12 protein-coding genes are annotated in these 18,974 nt (G+C 75.6%); 8 read left to right on the top strand and 4 right to left on the bottom strand.

Annotated elements, in window-relative coordinates; translation table 11 throughout:
- Positions 1–193: 193 nt before the first annotated feature.
- The gene (locus ACFO4E_RS14310) at positions 194–733 is read right to left on the bottom strand and encodes a MarR family winged helix-turn-helix transcriptional regulator (protein ID WP_378574741.1); all 540 of its coding nucleotides are present in this window, start codon (positions 731–733) and stop codon (positions 194–196) included.
- Positions 734–925: 192 nt separating this feature from the next.
- On the opposite strand from ACFO4E_RS14310, the gene ACFO4E_RS14305 reads away from it, so the two are divergent.
- From ACFO4E_RS14305 to ACFO4E_RS14295, 3 genes are read left to right on the top strand one after another with little or no spacing between them, the layout of a single operon-like run.
- A complete protein-coding gene (locus ACFO4E_RS14305; RefSeq protein ID WP_378574740.1) occupies positions 926–1,888 on the top strand; it encodes an MBL fold metallo-hydrolase in 963 nt (320 codons plus the stop codon).
- A gap of 10 nt (positions 1,889–1,898) precedes the next feature.
- Complete coding sequence (locus tag ACFO4E_RS14300) at positions 1,899–3,590, top strand: FAD-dependent monooxygenase (protein WP_378574738.1); 1,692 nt, start codon at positions 1,899–1,901, stop codon at positions 3,588–3,590.
- The gene (locus tag ACFO4E_RS14295; protein WP_378574736.1) at positions 3,565–4,767 is read left to right on the top strand and encodes a homogentisate 1,2-dioxygenase; all 1,203 of its coding nucleotides are present in this window, start codon (positions 3,565–3,567) and stop codon (positions 4,765–4,767) included. The genes ACFO4E_RS14300 and ACFO4E_RS14295 overlap by 26 nt, the downstream gene beginning before the upstream one ends.
- Before the next feature lie 39 nt (positions 4,768–4,806).
- Here the strand turns inward: ACFO4E_RS14295 and ACFO4E_RS14290 are convergent, their stop codons facing one another.
- Positions 4,807–5,220, bottom strand: coding sequence for a winged helix-turn-helix transcriptional regulator (locus ACFO4E_RS14290; protein WP_378574735.1), 414 nt, complete (start codon positions 5,218–5,220; stop codon positions 4,807–4,809).
- 128 nt (positions 5,221–5,348) lie between these two features.
- Between ACFO4E_RS14290 and ACFO4E_RS14285 the strand changes: the two genes are divergently transcribed.
- The 5 genes from ACFO4E_RS14285 (at position 5,349) to ACFO4E_RS14265 (ending at position 17,487) form a co-directional block, all read left to right on the top strand.
- Positions 5,349–5,993 carry an HhH-GDP family DNA glycosylase gene (locus tag ACFO4E_RS14285; protein ID WP_378574733.1) on the top strand — a complete coding sequence of 215 codons (645 nt, stop codon included), beginning with the start codon at positions 5,349–5,351 and terminating at the stop codon, positions 5,991–5,993.
- A 64-nt stretch (positions 5,994–6,057) separates the two neighbouring features.
- Positions 6,058–6,720, top strand: a complete 663-nt coding sequence (locus ACFO4E_RS14280) for an AIM24 family protein (protein WP_378574731.1) — start codon at positions 6,058–6,060, stop codon at positions 6,718–6,720.
- A 537-nt stretch (positions 6,721–7,257) separates the two neighbouring features.
- Entirely contained in the window at positions 7,258–7,575 is a 318-nt protein-coding gene (locus ACFO4E_RS14275) for an acyl carrier protein (protein WP_378574729.1), read from the top strand.
- A 61-nt stretch (positions 7,576–7,636) separates the two neighbouring features.
- Entirely contained in the window at positions 7,637–15,268 is a 7,632-nt protein-coding gene (locus tag ACFO4E_RS14270) for an SDR family NAD(P)-dependent oxidoreductase (RefSeq protein ID WP_378574727.1), read from the top strand.
- Positions 15,196–17,487 carry a fatty acyl-AMP ligase gene (locus ACFO4E_RS14265; protein ID WP_378574725.1) on the top strand — a complete coding sequence of 764 codons (2,292 nt, stop codon included), beginning with the start codon at positions 15,196–15,198 and terminating at the stop codon, positions 17,485–17,487. The genes ACFO4E_RS14270 and ACFO4E_RS14265 overlap by 73 nt, the downstream gene beginning before the upstream one ends.
- An 81-nt stretch (positions 17,488–17,568) precedes the next feature.
- On the opposite strand, the gene ACFO4E_RS14260 is transcribed toward ACFO4E_RS14265, so the two are convergent.
- Both ACFO4E_RS14260 and ACFO4E_RS14255 read right to left on the bottom strand, forming a co-directional pair.
- Positions 17,569–18,213 carry a LysE family translocator gene (locus ACFO4E_RS14260; RefSeq protein WP_378574723.1) on the bottom strand — a complete coding sequence of 215 codons (645 nt, stop codon included), beginning with the start codon at positions 18,211–18,213 and terminating at the stop codon, positions 17,569–17,571.
- Positions 18,214–18,520: 307 nt separating this feature from the next.
- Positions 18,521–18,970 (bottom strand): ArsI/CadI family heavy metal resistance metalloenzyme, encoded by a 450-nt coding sequence (locus ACFO4E_RS14255; protein ID WP_378574721.1) that lies wholly within the window; start codon positions 18,968–18,970, stop codon positions 18,521–18,523.
- Positions 18,971–18,974 lie beyond the last annotated feature (4 nt).

Raw genomic sequence — 18,974 nt, 5'->3', positions numbered from 1 at the left:
CGCCCCCACCCGCGCCTTCCGGGCGGCGCCCGGAGCCCCGAGCACGCCGCCGCCCGGAGGGCCTTTCCGCGGTCGCCCGAGACGCGGGCGGCACGGACGAGGGCGGCGAACGCGTTCGAGACGTAGCGCAGGGCCGGTCCGCCGGTGTCGCCGCTCCGGCCGGCGGCCGCCCATTCGGGGCCGCCCGGCCGGGTCAGGTGCGGCGTTTGGCGTGGGCCGAGATCGGGCCGGTGAGGAGCTTGTTGAGGAGGGTGACCATCGTCGCGCGCTCCTCGGGGGAGAGGGCCGATGCCCATGAGCTCTCGCGGGCGTTGTGCTCGCCGAACGCCTCGGCGATCGCGGTGCGGCCCGTGGGGGTGAGGCTGAGGCGGACGGCGCGGCGGTCGTGCTCGGCGGGGCGGCGGGTGACGAGGCCGTCCTTCTCCAGGGTCTTGAGCAGGGCCGACACCGATGCGCGGCTCATGCCCGACAGCTCCGCGGCGGTCTTGGCCTCGACGTCGCCGGCCAGCCACAGCACGAACAGGACCCGGAACCCCGGCCATGTCCAGCCACTGGGCCGGTGCACGGTGGATTCCAGGTCGTAGACGACCATTCCCGTGACCCGGTGCAGCGTGAGGATCAGCCGCATCGCCTCGGTGTCGAGGGACGGCAGTTCGCGCCGGGCCTCGCTGACGGCGTAGTCGACGAAGGACCAGAAGGTCAACCGGTCGGGCGATGCGGGCTCCGGGGTCACTCCCCAAGGCTAGGGCAGGTATCGCTCCAGGTAGGGCGCTTTCCGGAGATCTTGTGATTCACGTCACCATAGAAAGTGATGCCCATCTCTATGGTGAGTCCTGGGAGTCGCGTTACGGTCATATTAATCAAATATTTGATCATATTCTCCCGGTTCACGGTTCACCCGGAAACGGCCCGGAGGTCAACGACCATGGCAGCCAAGCCCTTCGCATCGTCGGCGGACCTGACGGACAAGCCCCGGACGCTGGAGATCCTCGACGACGGCGTCTACGCCCTCACCGCCGAGGGCGATCCCAACATCGGGGCCATCGAAGGCGAGGACTTCCTCGTCTGCTTCGAGGCGCTGGCCACCCCCACCGCCGCCCGCGAGTGGCTCGCCCTGCTGCGCCGCCACACCGGCAAACCCGTCCGGTACCTGGTGCTGTCGCACTACCACGCGGTCCGCGTCCTGGGCGCGAGCGCGTTCGACGCCCAGACCGTCGTCGCGCACGACGCCACCCGCGCCCTCATCGCCGAACGCGGCGAGGCCGACTGGAAGAGCGAGTTCGGCCGCATGCCCCGCCTGGCCAAGGACGCCGCATCGGTGCCCGGCCTGACCTGGCCCACCGCCACCTTCTCCGACACCTTCACCATCGCCCTCGGCGGTGACCGCGGCGACCTCCACCTGCGCCACCCGGGGCGCGGCCATACCGAGGGCGACATCGTCGCCTGGCTCCCCCGGCAGCGCATCCTCTTCGCCGGCGACCTCGTGGAGGCCGAAGCCGCCCTCTACACCGGCGACTCCTACCACCGCGAGTGGGCCGGCCCCACCCTCGACGCCGTCGCCGCCCTGCGCCCCGACACCCTCATCGGCGGGCGCGGGGCCGTCACCCGCGGGCGGGCGGCCGTCGACGCCGCCATCGGCCAGACGCGGCACTTCCTGGAGACCATGATCCGCGAGGTCGGCGCCGTCCACGACCGCGGCGGCACGCTCAAGGAGGCGTTCACGGCGACGCACGCCGCCCTCGCCGGCCGCTACGGCCACTGGCCCATCTTCGAGCACTGCCTGCCCTTCGACGTCTCGCGCCTGTGGGACGAGTTCTCCGGCATCACCCGCCCCGTCATCTGGACCGCCGAACGCGACCGCGAGGTCTGGGACCTCCTCCAGGACTAGGGAGGCCCCCGTGCCCGCAGACGCCACCGCAGCAAGCCCTCCGGTCCTGGTGCTGGGCGCCGGTCCGGTGGGCCAGACCGCCGCCCTGCTCCTGGCCCGCTGGGGCGTTCCCGTGACCCTGCTCGACGGGCGGCCCCGCCGCGACGTCGCCGGGTCCCGCGCGATCGTCCAGCAGCGCGACGTCCTCGACATCTGGGACACCGTCGGGGCCGGCGCCATCGCAGAGGAAGGACTGACCTGGGACACCGCGCGGACGTTCTACCGCGACCGCGAACTGTTCAGCGCCGCGCCCGGCGGGCCCGGCGCCGGCACCCTCCCCCCGTTCGTGAACATCTCCCAGGCCCGCACCGAGCAGATCCTGGACGAGCGCATCGCCGACCTCGGCCTGGACGTGCGGTGGTCCCACGAGGTCGTCGCCGTCGAACAGGACGGCGACGGCGTCACCGCCCACTGCCGCACCCCCGCCGGCGCCGTCCGGCTGCGCGGCTCCCACGCCCTGGCCTGCCTGGGCGCGCACGGGCGCGTGGCGCGCGAGGGCCTGGGCATCGGCTTTCCCGGGGAGAGCTTCGAGGACCGCTTCCTCATCTGCGACATCCGCGCCGACCTCACCGGCTGGGAGCGCGAGCGCCGCTTCTACTTCGACCCCGCGTGGAACCCGGGCAGACAGGTCCTCATCCACCCCTGCCCCGGGTCGGTGTACCGCATCGACTGGCAGGTGCCGCCCGGCTTCGACCTCGGCCGGGAAGAGGCGTCCGGCGGGCTGGAGCGCCGGATCCGGCAGATCATCGGCGACACACCCTACGAGGTGGTGTGGCGGTCGGTCTACCGCTTCCACACCCGCGTGGCCAGCAGGATGCGGGCGGGCCGGGTGCTGCTGGCCGGCGACTGCGCCCACCTCTTCGCCCCGTTCGGCGCCCGCGGCCTCAACTCCGGCGTCCAGGACGCCGAGAACGCCGCCTGGAAGATCGCGTTCGACCGCAACGGGTGGGCGGGGGAGGACCTGCTGGAGACCTACGACACCGAGCGCCGCGCCGCGGCCCGCGAGAACGCCGAGATCACCGGCGCGACCATGCGCTTCCTGGTCCCCCGCGACGATGCCGGCCACGCCCACCGGCGCGACGTCCTGCGGCGCGCCGTCACCGACGACTCCGCCAAGGCCCTGGTCGACTCCGGCCGGCTCAGCGAGCCCTTCTGGTACACCGCGTCCCCGCTGACCACCCCCGCCGCCGACCGCCCCTTCCCCGGCCGCCCGCCGCGCGGCCGCGCGCCCGCGCCCTGCCCCGGCGTCCTGGTGCCCGATGCACCCGTCACGGTCCCCGGCGCCCCCGGGTCCTCCCGGCTGCGCCCGCTCGCCCGCGCGGGGCTGACGCTGCTCACCACCGGAACCGCCGAGGTGGAGGCCGTGCGCTCGGCCGCCGAGCAGGCCACGCCGGCCCCCGTCGAAACCTGGGCGCTGCCCCGCATCGACCCCTCGGGCACCCTGTCGCGCGCCCTGGGCAGCCGCCCGGGGGAGGTGTGGCTGCTGCGCCCCGACGCCCACATCGCCGCCGTCCCCCTCGCCGGCGACCCAGCGGGCATCGCCGCGGCCGTGCGCGCCGCCACCGGCGCGGCGGACGACAGCGGGACCGGCGGCACGGCGGCCACCCGCGTCCCCCCACCACGGAAGGAGCACGACGATGGCGTACTACCGCCTCCTGGGTGAGGTCCCGCCCACCCGGCACACCCAGCACCGCAGCCCCGAGGGCGGCCTCTACTACGAGGAGCTGATGGGCGAGGAGGGGTTCTCCGCCGACTCCTCACTGCTCTACCACCGCCACATCCCCTCGGCGATCGTGGACGCCGCGCCCTGGCGGCCCCCCGACCAGACCCGCACGCCCAACGCGCCGCTCATCCCGCGCCACCTTAGGCTGCACACGCTCTTCGGCGCCGGCTGGGCGGCAACCGACGCCGTGACGGGGCGGCGCCTGATCCTGGGCAACGACGACGTGCGCATCTCCTATGTGGCCGCGGGGCGCCCCTCGGAGCTGTACCGCAACGGCATCGGCGACGAGTGCGTCTACATCGAGTCGGGATCGGCCACCCTGGAGACCGTTTTCGGCGCGCTCGAGGTCGCCGCCGGCGACTACGCGGTCATCCCGCGCTCCACCACCCACCGCTGGGTCCCGCGCGGCGCCGAGCCGCTGCGGGCCTACGCGATCGAGGCCAACAGCCACATCGCGCCGCCCCGCCGGTACCTGTCGGCCTACGGCCAGCTGCTGGAGCACGCCCCCTACTGCGAGCGCGACCTGCGCGGCCCCTCGGCGCCGCTGCTGGCAGACGGCGCCGACGTCGACGTGCTCATCAAGCACCGCGGGAGCGGCCCCGGCGGGATCGCCGGAACCCGCTACACCTACCCGCACCACCCCTTCGACGTCGTGGGCTGGGACGGCTGCCTGTACCCCTACGCGTTCAACATCGCCGACTTCCAGCCGATCACCGGGCGCGTGCACCAGCCGCCGCCGGTGCACCAGGTCTTCGCCGGGACCAACTTCGTCATCTGCAACTTCGTCCCGCGCAAGGTGGACTACCACCCGCTGTCGATCCCCGTGCCCTACTACCACTCCAACGTCGACTCCGACGAGGTCATGTTCTACTGCGGCGGCGACTACGAGGCGCGCAGGGGATCCGGGATCGGCCAGGGGTCGGTCTCCCTGCACCCGGGCGGGCACTCGCACGGGCCGCAGCCGGGCGCCTACGAGCGCAGCATCGGTGTGCAGGCGTTCGACGAGCTGGCCGTCATGGTCGACACGTTCCGCCCGCTGGACCTCGGTGAGGGCGGCGCGGCGGCCGAGGACGCGGGCTACGCGTGGACGTGGTCGGGCCGCGGGCCCGACCGGTGATGCGTCCGGCGGCCGCGGGCCGGCCGGAGCGGCGCGGGGTCAGCCGCGGGCGGAGTCGTAGCCGTCGCGGGCCGCGACGACCTCGCCCATGCGGTCTTCGAGGAAGCCGATCAGCTCCAGCAGCTTCGCGGAGGTGTCGCGGCCCAGCGGGGTGAGCGAGTACTCGACGCGGGGCGGGATCTGCCCCAGGACCGTGCGCACGACCAGGCCGTCGCGCTCCAGAGTGTGCAGCGTCTGGGCGAGCATCTTCTCGCTGACGCCGTCGACCCGGCGGCGCAGCGCGTTGAAGCGGTAGGTGCCGTCGTGCAGCGCCGCCAGCACGAGGACGCCCCAGCGGCCGGTGATGTTCTCAAGGGCGCTGCGCGAGGCGCACCGCCGGGCGAAGACGTCGAAGACGACGTCGTCGAAGGCGCCGGCGCTCCCGGTGGGGGCGGCTTCGGGGCTGCTGGTCATGGGTCCAGCCTACCCGCAGGCGCTTCGCGGTGGCCGGTGCTCCCGCCCGGCCCGGGACGGTGGAAGCGCGTCCGCGCGGGTAGTGGCGCCCCCGAGGGTCGACCGCGGCCCTTGGGGAAGGAGGAACCATGGCGTCGCAGAAGAACGTCGCACGCGCCGTCGTCGACGAGACCGAACCGTTGTCGCGCCGCGCCGGGATCCGCCTTGCGGACCGGCCGGCGCCTCTGTGGCAGCTGCTGGTCCTGGTGAACCTGCTGTCCGCGCCCATCTCCGCCGGCATCGCCGTCGCCGCCGCCCGCGAACTGATGGCGGCCGGCGGTACGACGCCGCGCGGGATGGCCGGCATGACCTGGCGGCAAAGGGTCAAGGCGCTGGGGCGGGGCGGCTACGTGCGCTACGACGAGAGCACCGCCACGCGGCTCGGGGAGTGCGCACGCTTGCTGATCGACGACTACGGCGGCGACCTGCGCCGGCTCGCCGCCGAGGCGGACGGCTCGCGCGCCCGGCTCGAAAAGGGCCTGCGCCGCTTCCCGGGCATCGGCCCGACCGGGGCGGCGATATTCTGCCGCGAGGCGCAGGCGATCTGGCCCTGGCTGCGTCCCTACACCGACCGCCGCGCCCGCGACGGGGCGGCCCGCCTGGGCCTGCCCGAATCCGAGGCGCGCCTGGGCGCGCTGGTGCCGAGCCAGGACGCGGCGTCCTTCGCCGCCGGCCTCGCCACCGCGGCCCGCGACGACGCGGTCGTCGCCCGAATCCGCGCCATGGCCTCCTGACCCGCGGGGCCGCCGCCTCCCCGATCCTGCACCGTCGTGTGCGGAGATCGGGGAGGATTGGGGCATGCGTAGCGAACTGTTCGATCAAGTACGGGAATCCGCCCAGCCGGGGATGACCCTCCAGAACCCCAAGATGCTCCGGGTGAGCTTCAACGGCGAGTTCTTCGCCCGGCAGGGCGCCATGGTCGCCTACCAGGGCGAGGTGGACTTCGCCTACCAGGGGGCGGGCGGCCTCGGGAAGCTGTTCAAGAAGGCGGTCACCGGCGAGGGCCTGCCGCTGATGAAGGTCTCCGGGCGCGGCGACGTCTTCCTGGCGCGCGACGCCTGGGACGTGCACGTCATCGATCTCGACGGTGACTCCGTCACGGTCAGCGGCGAGAACGTGCTCGCTTTCGAGTCCGGCCTGAGCTGGGACATCAAGCGTGTCGAGGGTGCGGGGATCGCCACCGGCGGGCTGTTCAACACGGTGTTCACCGGGCACGGGCGGATCGCGATCGCCTGCCACGGCATGCCGGTGCTGCTCAATGTCGACCAGCCCACCTTCGTCGACACCGACTCCGCGGTCGCCTGGTCGTCGTCTCTGCACACCGGTGTGCGCCGCACGGTCAAGGCCGGGGCGCTGATCGGCCGCGGCAGCGGCGAGGCCGTGCAGCTGGCGTTCGAAGGCCAGGGGTTCGTCCTGGTGCAGGCGTCCGAAGGCCCCCAGGTCCCGGTCCAGGCGGGCTGACCCCGGCGGTGGGCGGGGCCGCGCCCCGTTCACCGCCCCCGCAGCGGACCGCGGAACCCGGTCCGCGCGGCGGCGCGAGGGGGCGTTCCCCTCGCGCACCGGAATGCGGCGTTCGCGCGGGCATCCGCGCGAACGCCGCATTGCCATTTCGATGCGGCTGGGGTCCGGCGCGCATTGGCGCGACCGTGCGATGCCCGTATCATTTCGGATCCGTTGCCGGCGATGAATCGGACCCTCTGAACCGCAGGGTGCCGGAAATGCCTTCCGTGGCGCGGGTGTCCGTTTCGCATGGGAATTCGGAAAACCTTTGATGAGAATCCTTGATATTGCTCTCAGAGGGGCGCTGCGCTGCCGTTCCCTGGTGCGATGGGCGTGTCGGCCCAATGGGCGACACGGGTGGGATGTCCGCTTCCGTGGTACGTGGGTATGCGCGGTGCGTGTTGCACCATGGTGAATGTGGGAGGATACTCGCATCCGGCGTCCGACGCGGCGTGTCGTTCTGTCGTTAATATCCGGTTCGAAAATGGGGAATGGAAAATGACCGACGCGGTCGACGGTGTTTCGGAGCTGCGCGCCTGGCTGATCGAGGAGGTCGCCCGGCGCACCGCGGCCGATCCCTGGCAGGTCGATCCGGCCGTGCCGTTCACCGCGCTCGGACTCACCTCCCGCGGTGCGACGGAGTTGACCGGAGCGCTGGAGATTCACATGGGGCGCCCCGTCCCCACCCTGCTCGCCTGGCAATACCCGACCATCGACACCCTGGCCCGGCACCTGGTCACCGGGGCCCACCCGGCGGCCGCCGCCGGCCGCGCGCCGGTCGCCGCCGCCCCCGCGGGGCGGTCCTTCCCGCGCTGAGTCGATCCGGGGCCGCCACACCGCCGTCGCCCCCGCCCATCGCGAACGGAGCACCACCGACATGACCGGCAGCAGCCCGACCCGCGCCGGCGACCCCGAGCGCGCCGGACCCGCCCGTCGTGGAGCCCGTGCCGCGCGAACCGGGAATTCCAGCTTCGCGCCCTCCTGGGGCGAACCCCTCGCGGTGATCGGCATGGCCTGCCGCCTGCCCGGCGCAACGGGCTCCCCCGCGTCGCTGTGGCGGCTGCTGACCGACGGCCGCGACGCCATCGGCGAGGTCCCCCGCGACCGCTGGGACGCCGCCCGCCACCACGACACCGAACCCGGGGTGCCCGGGCGGGTCGCCTCCCGCGCCGGCGGCTACATCGACGACGTCGGGGGGTTCGACGCCGCGTCCTTCGGAATCACCGCCGCCGAGGCCACGGCGATGGACCCGCAGCAGCGCGTGCTCCTGGAGGTCGCCTGGGAGGCCCTGGAACACGCGGGTCTCCCGGCCGGCGCGCTGGAGGCCACTCGCACCGGCGTCTTCGCGGGTCTGTCCCACATCGACTACGCCCTGCGCTGCGCGGCGGTGCGCGCCGGGGACGACGCCGTCCAGACCTACGCTCCCACCGGCAACTCCCACGCCGTCGCCGCGGGCCGCATCTCCTACCTGCTGGGCCTGAACGGCCCGAGCCTCGCCGTCGACACCGCCTGCTCCTCGGGGCTGACAGCGGTCCACCTGGCGGCGCAGAGCCTGCGCTCGGGCGAATGCGACACCGCCGTGGCCGGCGCGGTCAGCCTGATCCTCGACCCCGGCGTCAGCATCTCCTTCTCCCGCTGGGGCATGCTCTCGCCCACCGGCAGATGCCGCCCGTTCGACGCCGACGCCGACGGCCTGGTGCGCAGCGAGGGCTGCGGGGCGGTGGTGCTCAAGCGGCTGGGCGACGCCCTGCGCGACGGCGACGCCGTCCACGCGCTGCTGCGCGGATCGGCGCTCAACCAGGACGGGCGGTCCAACGGACTCACCGCCCCGTCGCCGCTCGCCCAGGCCGACGTCCTGCGCCTGGGGCTGGCCGCGGCGGGCAGCGCCCCCGACGACATCGGCATGATCGAGGCACACGGCACGGGCACCCCGCTCGGCGACCCCATCGAGTTCGGCGCGCTCGCATCGGTCTACGGGGCCGGGGGCGGCGACCGCCGCACCGCCCTGGGCTCGGTCAAGGCCAACCTCGGCCACACCGAAAGCGCCGCCGGCATCGTCGGGCTCATCAAGGCGGTGCTCTCCGTGCGCCACGGCGTCGTCCCGCCCACCCCGCACTTCCGCCGCTGGAACCCCGAGATCGCCGCCGAGGGCACCGGGCTGTTCGTCCCCGGAGAGCCGGTCCCGTGGCCGGCCCCGGGGGCCGCGCGGCTGGCGGCCGTCTCCTCCTTCGGTATCAGCGGCACCAACGCCCACGCCGTCGTCGAGAGCCCCCCGGCGCGGCGCCGCACCCCGCCGGCCGCGGCGGCCGGGGGCGCGCCCCTCGTGTTCCCGCTCTCGGGCGGCACCCCCGCGGCCGCCCGCGCCACCGCCCTGCGCCTGGCCGCGTGGGCCGAGACCGACGGCGCCGACGTCCCCCTGGCCGACATCGGGCACGCGCTGGCCCGCCGCAGGACCCACCGCCCCGCCCGCATCGCCGTCGTCGCCGGGGACCACGCCGGGCTCGCGCGGCGGCTGCGCGCCGCGGCCGGGGGCGACCGCGATCCGGCGGCGGGCACCGCCGGCGGCACGGCCCCCGTCGGAGCGCAACGCCCGCCGGTGTGGGTGTTCTCGGGGCAGGGGTCGCAGTGGGCCGGGATGGGCGCCGGGCTCCTGCGCGGCGAGCCCGCGTTCGCGGCGGCCGTCGACGCCATCGACCCGCTCGTGCGCGCCGAATCCGGGTTCTCGGTGCGCGAGGCGCTCGCGGGCGGCGAGGCCGCCGTCGGCATCGACCGCGTCCAGCCGACCCTGTTCGCGTTCCAGGTCGCGCTCGCCGCCGCGTGGCGGTCCCACGGGGTCGAGCCCGGCGCCGTCGTCGGCCACTCCATGGGCGAGGCCGCGGCCGCCGTCGTCTCCGGGGCCCTGACCCTCGCCGACGGCGTCCGGGTCATCTGCCGCCGGTCGGCCCTGCTGGCGGCCCTCCCGGGCGACGGCGCCATGGCCGCCGTCGAGCTTTCGGGCGACGAGGTCGAGCGCACGCTCGCCCGCGCCGGCGCCGGACCCGCGGTCGCCGACGGGTTTCCGGGCGGCGAGGTGGAGCCCGGGATCGCCGGCGGCGGGACCGGGGCCGTGGTCGCCGACGCGTCTCCGGTCGAGGAGGGGGAGGGCACGGTCGCCGGCGGCGCAACCGGTGTCGTGGTCGCCGTCCGCAACTCCCCGGAATCCACGGTGGTGGCCGGGCCGCCCGCCGAGGTCGACCGGCTGATCGGTATCTGGCAGGACAGCGGGACCCCCGCCCGCCGGGTGGCCGTCGACGTCGCCTCCCACTCGCCCGCGGTCGCCCCCCTCCTCGACTCCATCACCGCGGCGCTGTCGGAGGTCCGGCCCCGCACCCCCGCCGTGCGGTGCTACGGCACGGTCGGTCCCGACCCCCGCGCCGTACCCGCCTTCGACGCCGCGTACTGGGCCGACAACCTGCGCCGCCCCGTGCGCTTCGACTCCGCCGTGCGGGCGCTCGCCGACGACGGCCACCGCGTGTTCGTCGAACTCGCCCCCCACCCGCTGCTGACCCGGGCGGTCGAGGCCACCGCCCGCGAGGCCGGGCGGACCGTCACCGCGCTGCCCTCCCTGCGCCGCGACGAGGACGGCCCCACCGCGCTGCGCGCCCGGGCCGGCGCCCTCCATTGCGCCGGAAGCCCGGTCGACTGGGAGCGCGCTCACCCCGGCGGCGCCCACGCCGACCTGCCGCCCAGCGCCTGGGACCACCGCACGTTCCTGCTGCCTCCGGCCGAAGCCGGGTACGGGGGCGCCCCCGGCCACCCGCTCCTCGGCGCACACACCGTCCTGCCGGACGACCACGGCCGCCACGTGTGGAACGCCGACATCGGCACCGCTGAACTCCCGTGGCTCGCCGACCACCGCTTCAACGGCGTGGTGTTCCTGCCCCTGGCCGCCTACGTCGAGATGGCGGTCACCGCCGCCCGCACCGTCTTCGCGGCCGGCCCCGCCGACATCGAGGTCACCGGCCTGAAACTGGAGGCGTTCCTCGCGGTCGACGAACACACCCTGCTGTCGACCCGCGCCGACCTCGACCCGGTCGGCGACACCGCGGCGTTCTCCGTCTTCGCCAAGGAGGGCACCGAGTGGGTCCGCACAGCCTCGGCCCGCCTCCACCACACCACCCGGCGCTCCGCCCTCTACCCCGAGCCCTCCGACACCGCCCGCCCCGACGGGAACGGCGCCGGCGCTGATGGGAACGATGCCCGCCCTGGCGGGAACGGCGCTCACGCCGACGTGGACGGTACCCGTCCGGACCGGGACAGCGGCCGCGCCGGCCGGGACGCCGCCCTCTCCGACGGAAACGGCGTCCACGCTCATGGCGATGGTGGCGGCGCTGACGGGGACGGTGGCCGCGAACTCACGGCCGAGGAGTTCTACCGTCTCCTGGACCGCACCCCCATCGGCCTGGGCCCCCTCTTCCGCGGCGTCCGCGGGGTGCGGATGCCCGCCGGAGCCTCCTCGGACACCGCCGCCGCCGAGGGCAGGCTGGCGGTGGCCCACGCGGCTCGCGCCGCCGGCGACACCTGCACCGTGCACCCCCTGCTCCTGGACGCCTGCCTCCAGCTCTTCGCCGCTCCGCTGCTGGACCGGACGCCCGACTGCCGTGTCGGCCTGCCCAACGCCGTCGGCAGGATCCGGCCGCACGGCCCGATCGGCACCGGTGCTCACTGCGAAGTCCAGGGCCGCCGCGACCCATCCGGCGGCGTGACCGGCCGGTTCCGCCTTCGATCGGCCGACGGCACGCCGCTCCTCGACGCCGACGACGTCCGCATCGTCGTCGACACCGACGACCACCCCCGGCTCGCCGAGCGCCTGCACCGCGTCGTCTGGTCGGAAACCCCGTCCCCGAGTCACGCGGACCCCACCACCGGCCCGGCGGCGGCGGAGACCGGTGTCTGCGCCGCCCACCTCACGGACGGCACCACCACCGACACCGAGACCGCACCCGCAGTCGGCGCCGCTGCCGGCGCAGCGGGGTCCTGCTCTGGAGAGCCCTCCGCGCCCCCGCCCGTCGCACGGACGGTGCCCGCCGTACTCTCGGCGGACGGTGCCGGTGATACCGCGGCTCCTCGGATGATGACGGCGGCCGACATCGAGGCCGGCCGTGCCGTTGGCGTGGCGGGCCACGTCGCGGACGGTACGGACGCCTTCCCTGTCGAGGGGGCGGCCGCGGGTGGTGTTCCCGGTAGGGCTGCGGGCGTCCGTCGCGGGGCGCACTCCGTTCCTTCGGTGGACGCGCGGGTGGTCTCCGCGGGCCGGTCGGGGGAGGGTGTCGGTTCCGTTTCTGTGGAGTGCTCGGCTCCGCGGGTGCCGGTGGCGGCCGATGGCGTGGACGGTCGTGTCGTCGGCGTTGTCGCCCACGTCGCCGACGGTACGGGGACCGCCCCTGTCGAGGAGGTGGCCGGTACCCCTGATGGAGCCGCGGGCGTCCGTCCCGGACGGTCTTCCGCGCCTTCGGCCGACGCGCGCGTCGTGTCCGCCGCGCTGTCGGTGGACGGTGCCGGTCCGCGCGTCGCCGATCTCGCGGCCGCGGGGGCCATGGAGGCCGTCGGCGTGATCGGTCGCGTCGGCTGCGGGGAGCGGGCTTCGGGGCCGCTGCCGGAGATGACCGCCGCCTCCTGGGCCGGTGCGCTGCCGGTGCCCGGTGATCCGGGCACGGCGTCCGCGACTCTTCCCGTGCACGACGGCCCCGCGTCCGCCGGGCGCCCGGCCTCCGGGGGCGGCGACGCGGTGTCCGCGGGACCGGGGGCGGGCCGGGCTTCCCGGGCGGCGGGGAACGCCCTCGCCGGTGCCGTCGCGTCTCCGCCCGGCGCGTGGGTGGTGCTCGCCGAGGCGGGGGCGCTGTCGGCGTCCGTTATCGCGGCGCGGATCACCGGCAGCGGCGGAGCGGCCACCACCGTCGCCCTCGCCGCCGACGGCGTCCTCCCTGACACCCTCCCCGACATCCTGCGCGACCACCCGGGCCACCTGCGGGGCATCGTCGTCGTAGCCGCCCCGCCCCGCCCGGTGCCCGACCCCCGGCGCGCACGTGAGCGGGTCACCACGGTGCTGCGGCTGCTGCGCCACCTCCTCGCAGGCGACAACGGGCCCCTGCCCCGGCTGGTCGTCGTCACCACCGACGCCTGCCCCGTCCTGCCGGGCGATGGCAGCGCCGCCGACCAGGCCCCGCTGCGCGCCCTCACCCGCGCCGCCGGCCACGAACACCCCGAACTCGACATCGTCCACATCGACACCGACTCCGCGACCCCGCCCGCCCGCGTCGCCGAGGAGATCCTGTCCGCGCACGCCGACCCGGACGTCGCCCTGCGGGCCGGGCGCCGCTACACCGCCCGGCTGCGCCGCGCCCCGCTCGGCCCCGACGAGCGTCGCCGCACCCGCTGCGCCCCCGGCCGCTCCACCGTGGCCCTGCGCGTCCGCACCCCCGGCGACCTCGCCAGCCTGGAGCCGGCCGTCTCCGCGCGCCGCGCGCCCGCGCCCGGGGAGGCGGAGGTTCGCGTCCATGCCGCCGGGCTCAACTACGCCGACGTCCTCCAGGCCATGGGGGTGTATCCGGGGACGCGCCCCCTCGGCGCCGATGCCGCCGGCACCGTCGAACGCGTGGGGGCCGGCGTGCACGGACTCGCGCCCGGCGACCGGGTCGCCCTGATGGCCGACGGCGCGCTGCGCGGGCACGTCACCGTCCCGGTGGACGCCGTCATCCCACTCCCTGCCGACCTGGACCTCACCGACGCCGCCGCGCTGCCCTGCGCCTACGTCACCGCCTGGTACGCGCTCCGGCACCTGGCGCGGCCCCGCCCCGGCGAAGCCGTCCTCATCCACTGCGCGACCGGCGGCGTCGGCCTCGCGGCACTGCACCTGGCGCGCGCCGCAGGCGCCCGGGTACTGGCGACCGCGGGCAGCGAGGCCAAACGGGACCTGCTCCGGGCCATGGGCGTCGAACACGTCATGGACTCCCGGACCCTCGGCTTCGCGGAACAGGCCCGGGAGATCACCGGCGGCGCCGGGGTCGACGTGGTCCTCAACTGCCTCACCGGCCGCGCGCAGCGGGCCGGCATGGCGGCCCTGCGGGTGGGCGGCCGCTTCGTCGAGATCGGCAAGCGCGACCTCCACTCCGGGGCGGGCATCGACCCCGCCCCCTTCCGGAACAACATCTCCTTCACCGGCGTGGACCTTGCGCGCATCGCCGCCGACCGGCCCGACCTGCTCGCCGAACTGATCGCCGAAGTGGCCGCGGAGCTGGCCGCGGGACGCCTCCCCGCGCTGCCGGTCACCGCCCGTCCGCTGGCCGAGGCGGCCGACGCGTTCCGCACGATGGCGGCCGCGGCCCACACCGGCAAGCTGGTCCTGACCCTGCCCGATCCCGACGGCCCGCCCGATGCGGTCGCCGACCCCGCCGACGTGCCCGTCGTGCGCGACGGCGCCTACGTCATCACCGGGGGGCTGGGCGGGATCGGGCTGCGCCTGGCCGCCCACCTCGGCGGCAACGGCGCCACCCGGGTCGTCCTCAACGGACGCTCCGCGCCCGGGCCCGCGGCGGCGGCCGTCGCGCGACTGCGCGCCGCGGGCACCGACGTGCGCGTCGTGCCCGGCGACATCGCGGCACCCGGCACCGCCGAGCGGCTGGTGGCCGAGGCCGAGGCCGATGGCGTGCCCCTGCGCGGTGCCGCGCACGCGGCGGCCGTCATCGCCGACGGAACCGTCGCCCTGCTCGACGACGCCACCCTCGACCGCGCCTGGCGGGCCAAGGCCGAGGGCGCCTGGCGGCTGCACCAGGCGACCGCGGACCGCGACCTCGACTGGTGGCTGGCCTTCTCGTCGGCCGCGGCGCTGGTCGCACCGCCCGGGCAGGCCGGCTACGCGGCGGCCAACGCCTGGCTCGACGGGCTGGCCACCTGGCGGCGCGCCAACGGGCTGCCCGCCACCAGCATCGCCTGGGGCGCCTGGGCCGGCCTCGGCGCCGGAGCGCACATGGCGCGTCAGGGCCACACCATGATCACCCCCGACGAGGGGATCGCGGCGGTCGACCGGCTGCTCCGCCACGACCGCACCTGCACCGGCTACCTCCCGGCCGACGTGGACCTGTGGCGTACGACCATGCCGCACGCCGTGGCTTCCCCGTACTTCGCCGACCTGGTGGGCGACGGCTCCGGCCCGGCACACGCCGAGGCCGGCACCGACACCGGGTTCCTGGAACGCGTGCGCGCGGCCGGGGTCGCGCGGGCCGGCGAACTGGTCACCGAGCACCTGGCCGCCCAGCTGCGCGACATCCTCGGTGTCACCGCACGCGACATCGGCGGCGACGCCCGCCTCACCGACCTCGGCGTCGACTCACTGCGTGCCTTGGAGCTGCGGACGCGCGTCGAACAGCGCCTCGGAGTGCGGGTCCCGGCCAAGCTCGTATGGGCCGATGGCACCCTGGGCGGCCTCGCCGATCACGTGGCCGCCGTCCTGACGAAGCGGGGGCCGCGATGAGCCCCGCCCCCGCCCGATCCCGGGAGCCGTGCGGGTCGGCCGCGCGCGCCCGCGGGATGCTCCGGCGAAAGCGGGGGCCGGACTCCGGAGGACACGGCGCCGCCTCCCGGCGGCGGGTCGCGACGGGGCGGGGCACGACCGCCGACATCCGCGCCGGGCCATGTGCGCGCGCTCCCTGCCACCGCCTCCGCGGGGCGCGTCCCCGTACCCGCTTCTGCCGGCGTCCCCTCAGGCGCCGCCGTCCCACCATCGAGCCGCCGTGGCCCGGTGCCGATCCGTCCCCGCCCCGGGACGCATCCCCGCACCCCGCCCCTCTCCGGCGCCGCCCACCTTCACCGCCCGAGCCGGACCCCCTCCCGCGCCGGGCCCATGGCACCGGGCCCTTCCCTGCCCGGCCGCCCCCGTATCGACAGCGACCACCCCGGTCCCGCGCGTGCACCGACACGCCGCAGGTGCCGGGCAGTCACGAAAGGACGACCACCGGCATGCCGGCCCACCCGACCCCACCGCAGCTCATCACGCGGTTCCGAGGGCACGTTCGCAGGTGCGGAGACGCCCCGGCCATGACGTTCGCGGACTATTCAGCGGACCCCGCCGGACACGAGACCACCTGGACCTACGCCGAGATCGACCGGCGCGCCCGCGAGGTGGCCGTCGCTCTGCGCGCCGCCTGCGCGCCCGGCGACCCGGTCGCCATCATGTGCGCGCAGGGCCACGGCTACGTCGCCGCGTTCCTCGGGTGCCTCTTCGCGGGCGTGTGCGCGGTCCCGCTGCACCCACCGCACCCCTTCCGGCCCAACGACCGCCTGAACGCGCTGCTCGCCGACGCCCGGCCGGTCGCCGTGCTCGCCGACGGGGTGCTGGCCGAGGCGATCGGGGGCTACCTGGGCGAGGCCGGCCTGTCGGAGGTCCCGGCCGTGCTGGACGCGACCTCGATCGGCCGAGGGGGCGCCGGCTCGTGGGAACCCGGGGACCCGCCCGGCGACACCCTCGCCTACCTCCAGTACACCTCCGGCTCGACCGCCCGGCCGCGCGGCGTCCGGGTGACCCACACCAACCTCGCTCACACCGCCGACCAGTGCTCCGCCGCCTTCCGGGTCGACCACACGTCGGTGTCGGCGACATGGCTGCCGTTCTTCCACGACTTCGGCCTGGCCAGCGCGGTCACCATCCCGCTGGCCGTCGGGGCGCACGTCGTCGCCCTCGACCCCATGGCCTTCGTCCAGCACCCCTTGCGCTGGCCGCGGCTCATGTCGCGGTACCGCGCGACGTTCGTCCCGGGGCCCGACTTCGCCCTGGGGATGTGCGCCGACGCCGTGGAGCGGGCGTCGCGGGAGGACCTCGCCGATCTCGACCTGGGCTCGGTGATCGCGCTGGTCAACGGGAGCGAACCCGTCAGGGAGCGGAGCCTGCGCCGGTTCACCGACGCGTTCGCGCCCCTGGGGTTCCGGCCGGGCGCCCACGCCCCCTCCTACGGGCTCGCCGAGGCGACCATCATGGTCACCGCCACCCCGCCGGAACGGCAGCCGCGGATCTTCTCCTGCGACCGCCGCGAACTGGCCAAGGGACAGGCGGTGCCGGCGCCGGCCGACGCGCCCGGCGAAGCGCGGGGGGTCGTCTCCTGCGGGGTCACCTGGGGAGAGGACGTCGCGATCGTCGACCCTGACACCCGCATAGCGCTGGCCGACCGCCATGTGGGGGAGATCTGGGTGCGCGGGCCGGTCGTCGCGGCCGGCTACCACGGGGACCGGGAGACCGAGGTCGAGGCGTTCGGGGGCGGCCTCGTGGGCGCCCCCGAACAGGACTGGCTGCGGACCGGTGACCTCGGGTTCACCGACGACGGCCACCTCTTCGTCGTCGGCCGGCTCAAGGACGTCATCATCATCGACGGCCGCAACCACCACCCGGCCGATGTCGAGGTGTGCGTGGAGAACGCGACGGACGGTCTGCGGCGCGGGCACATCGCCGCCGTGCCGGTGGACGCCGGGGGGCGGGAGCGGCTCGTCGTCGTCGCGGAGCGCGCCCCGGGCATCGCGCTGGAGGGAGCCGAGGCGGAGCGCGTGCGCGCCGCCGCCCGCGCGGCGGTGGCCGAGCACCACGGCATAGCGGTGCACGACTTCGTCCTGGTCCCGAAGGCGACCCTGCCCAAGACCTCCAGCGGCAAGCTCCAGCGCTCGCTGTGCCGCGAACGCTACATGGCGGGAGAGTACCGGCGCTGAGCACCCTGCCCGGGTGGGGCGGCGCTCGCAGCGGCGAAGGGTCGGCGGGTCAACGGCCGGCCCGACGCCGGCGGTCCCCGATCAGCGGCGTGCGGTGGCCAGGGAGGCGGCCAGCGCGAGGAAGGCGGCTCCCGTGGCGCGGTCGATGAGCCGCCGGGCCCGGGCGGTGAGGTCGAACCGCGACAGCCGCCCCCCGACTCCGGCGTAGGCGAGCGCCGCGACCGCCTCCACCCCGATGTACGCGGCCCCCAGCACCGCGAGCTGACCCGCGACCGCGCCGGCCGCGGGGTCGGCGAACTGCGGGAGGAAGGCCGCGAACAGCAGCATCGCCTTGGGGTTGGACAGGGCGACCATGAACTCCCCCCGCGTGAGGTCCCACCGGCTCGGAGCGGGGGACGGCGGCGCGGCGGAGCCGGCGCCGGTACCGCCGGCCGAGGGGGCCCGGCTGTGCCAGAGCATCCGCCCGCCCAGGTACAGGAGGTAGGCGACCCCGCACCACTTCACCGCGGTGAAGGCGGTCTCCGAAGCCAGGAGGAGGGCACCGAGCCCCGCGACGGTCGCGGCGAGCAGCGCCAGGAAGGCCGCGAACCGGCCGGCGAGGGCGACCACGGCGTGGGCGGTACCGTGCCGGAGAGCGTTGTGCAGGGCGAGCAGCTGATTGGCGCCGGGCGAGGCGGCCACCACCACCGCGGCGGCCAGGAACGTGACCCACTGCTCGCCCGACATGGGGCCACGGTACCCGCCGCGCGGGCCGAGGCGCTGTTCCAGGGGCCGACTGAACGGGGAGAAGGACCGGCCCGGCCGACGCCTCCGACGCGTGTTCCTCCGCGGGCGACCATGGCCTTCCCCGCCCCCCGGCCGTGCGCGGCGACCGCGGACCCGCTCGCCTCCGGCGGCCCGCCATCGGGAGCGGCATCCCGCCCGACCGGACCGGCCACGATCCGCAGTGAGCAGGCCGAGCTCCGCCGCGCCCGCGGGTCCGGGCGCGGTGCGGGAACCGGCTCCCGCACCGCGCCCGCTTCTGCGGGGGTGCCTAGTCCGCCGCGCAGCAGCCCGCGCCGGAGACCTCGGGGTCGGAGTCCGCGACGGCGGTCGCGGGGGCCGCGCCCTTCTGGTCGCTGTCGCCCTTGACCACGTAGACCTCCCACGGCTCCCGGCCGGGGCCGTGGACCCACACCTTGTCCTGCACGGCGTAGCAGCAGGACGTGTCGTTCTCCTCGAAGGTCGCCAACCCGGCGCCCTTGAGGCGGTCGGTCGCCGCGTCGACCTGGGCGGGGGCCTCGACCTCCACGCCCAGGTGGTCGAGCCGGGTGTCCTGTCCGGGCTCGCCCTCGATCAGGACGAGCTTCAACGGTGGCTCGGCGATGGCGAAGTTGGCGTAGCCCGGGCGGCGCTTGGCGGGCTCGACCCCGAACAGCTTGGCGTAGAAGGTCACAGAGCCTTCCAGATCGGCGACGTTGAGGGCGAGCTGGACACGGGACATGGGG

It is taken from the genome of Nocardiopsis mangrovi, assembly GCF_042653925.1.
Lineage (GTDB): Bacteria > Actinomycetota > Actinomycetes > Streptosporangiales > Streptosporangiaceae > Nocardiopsis_B > Nocardiopsis_B mangrovi.
This window is presented reverse-complemented; position numbering and strand designations above follow the sequence as displayed.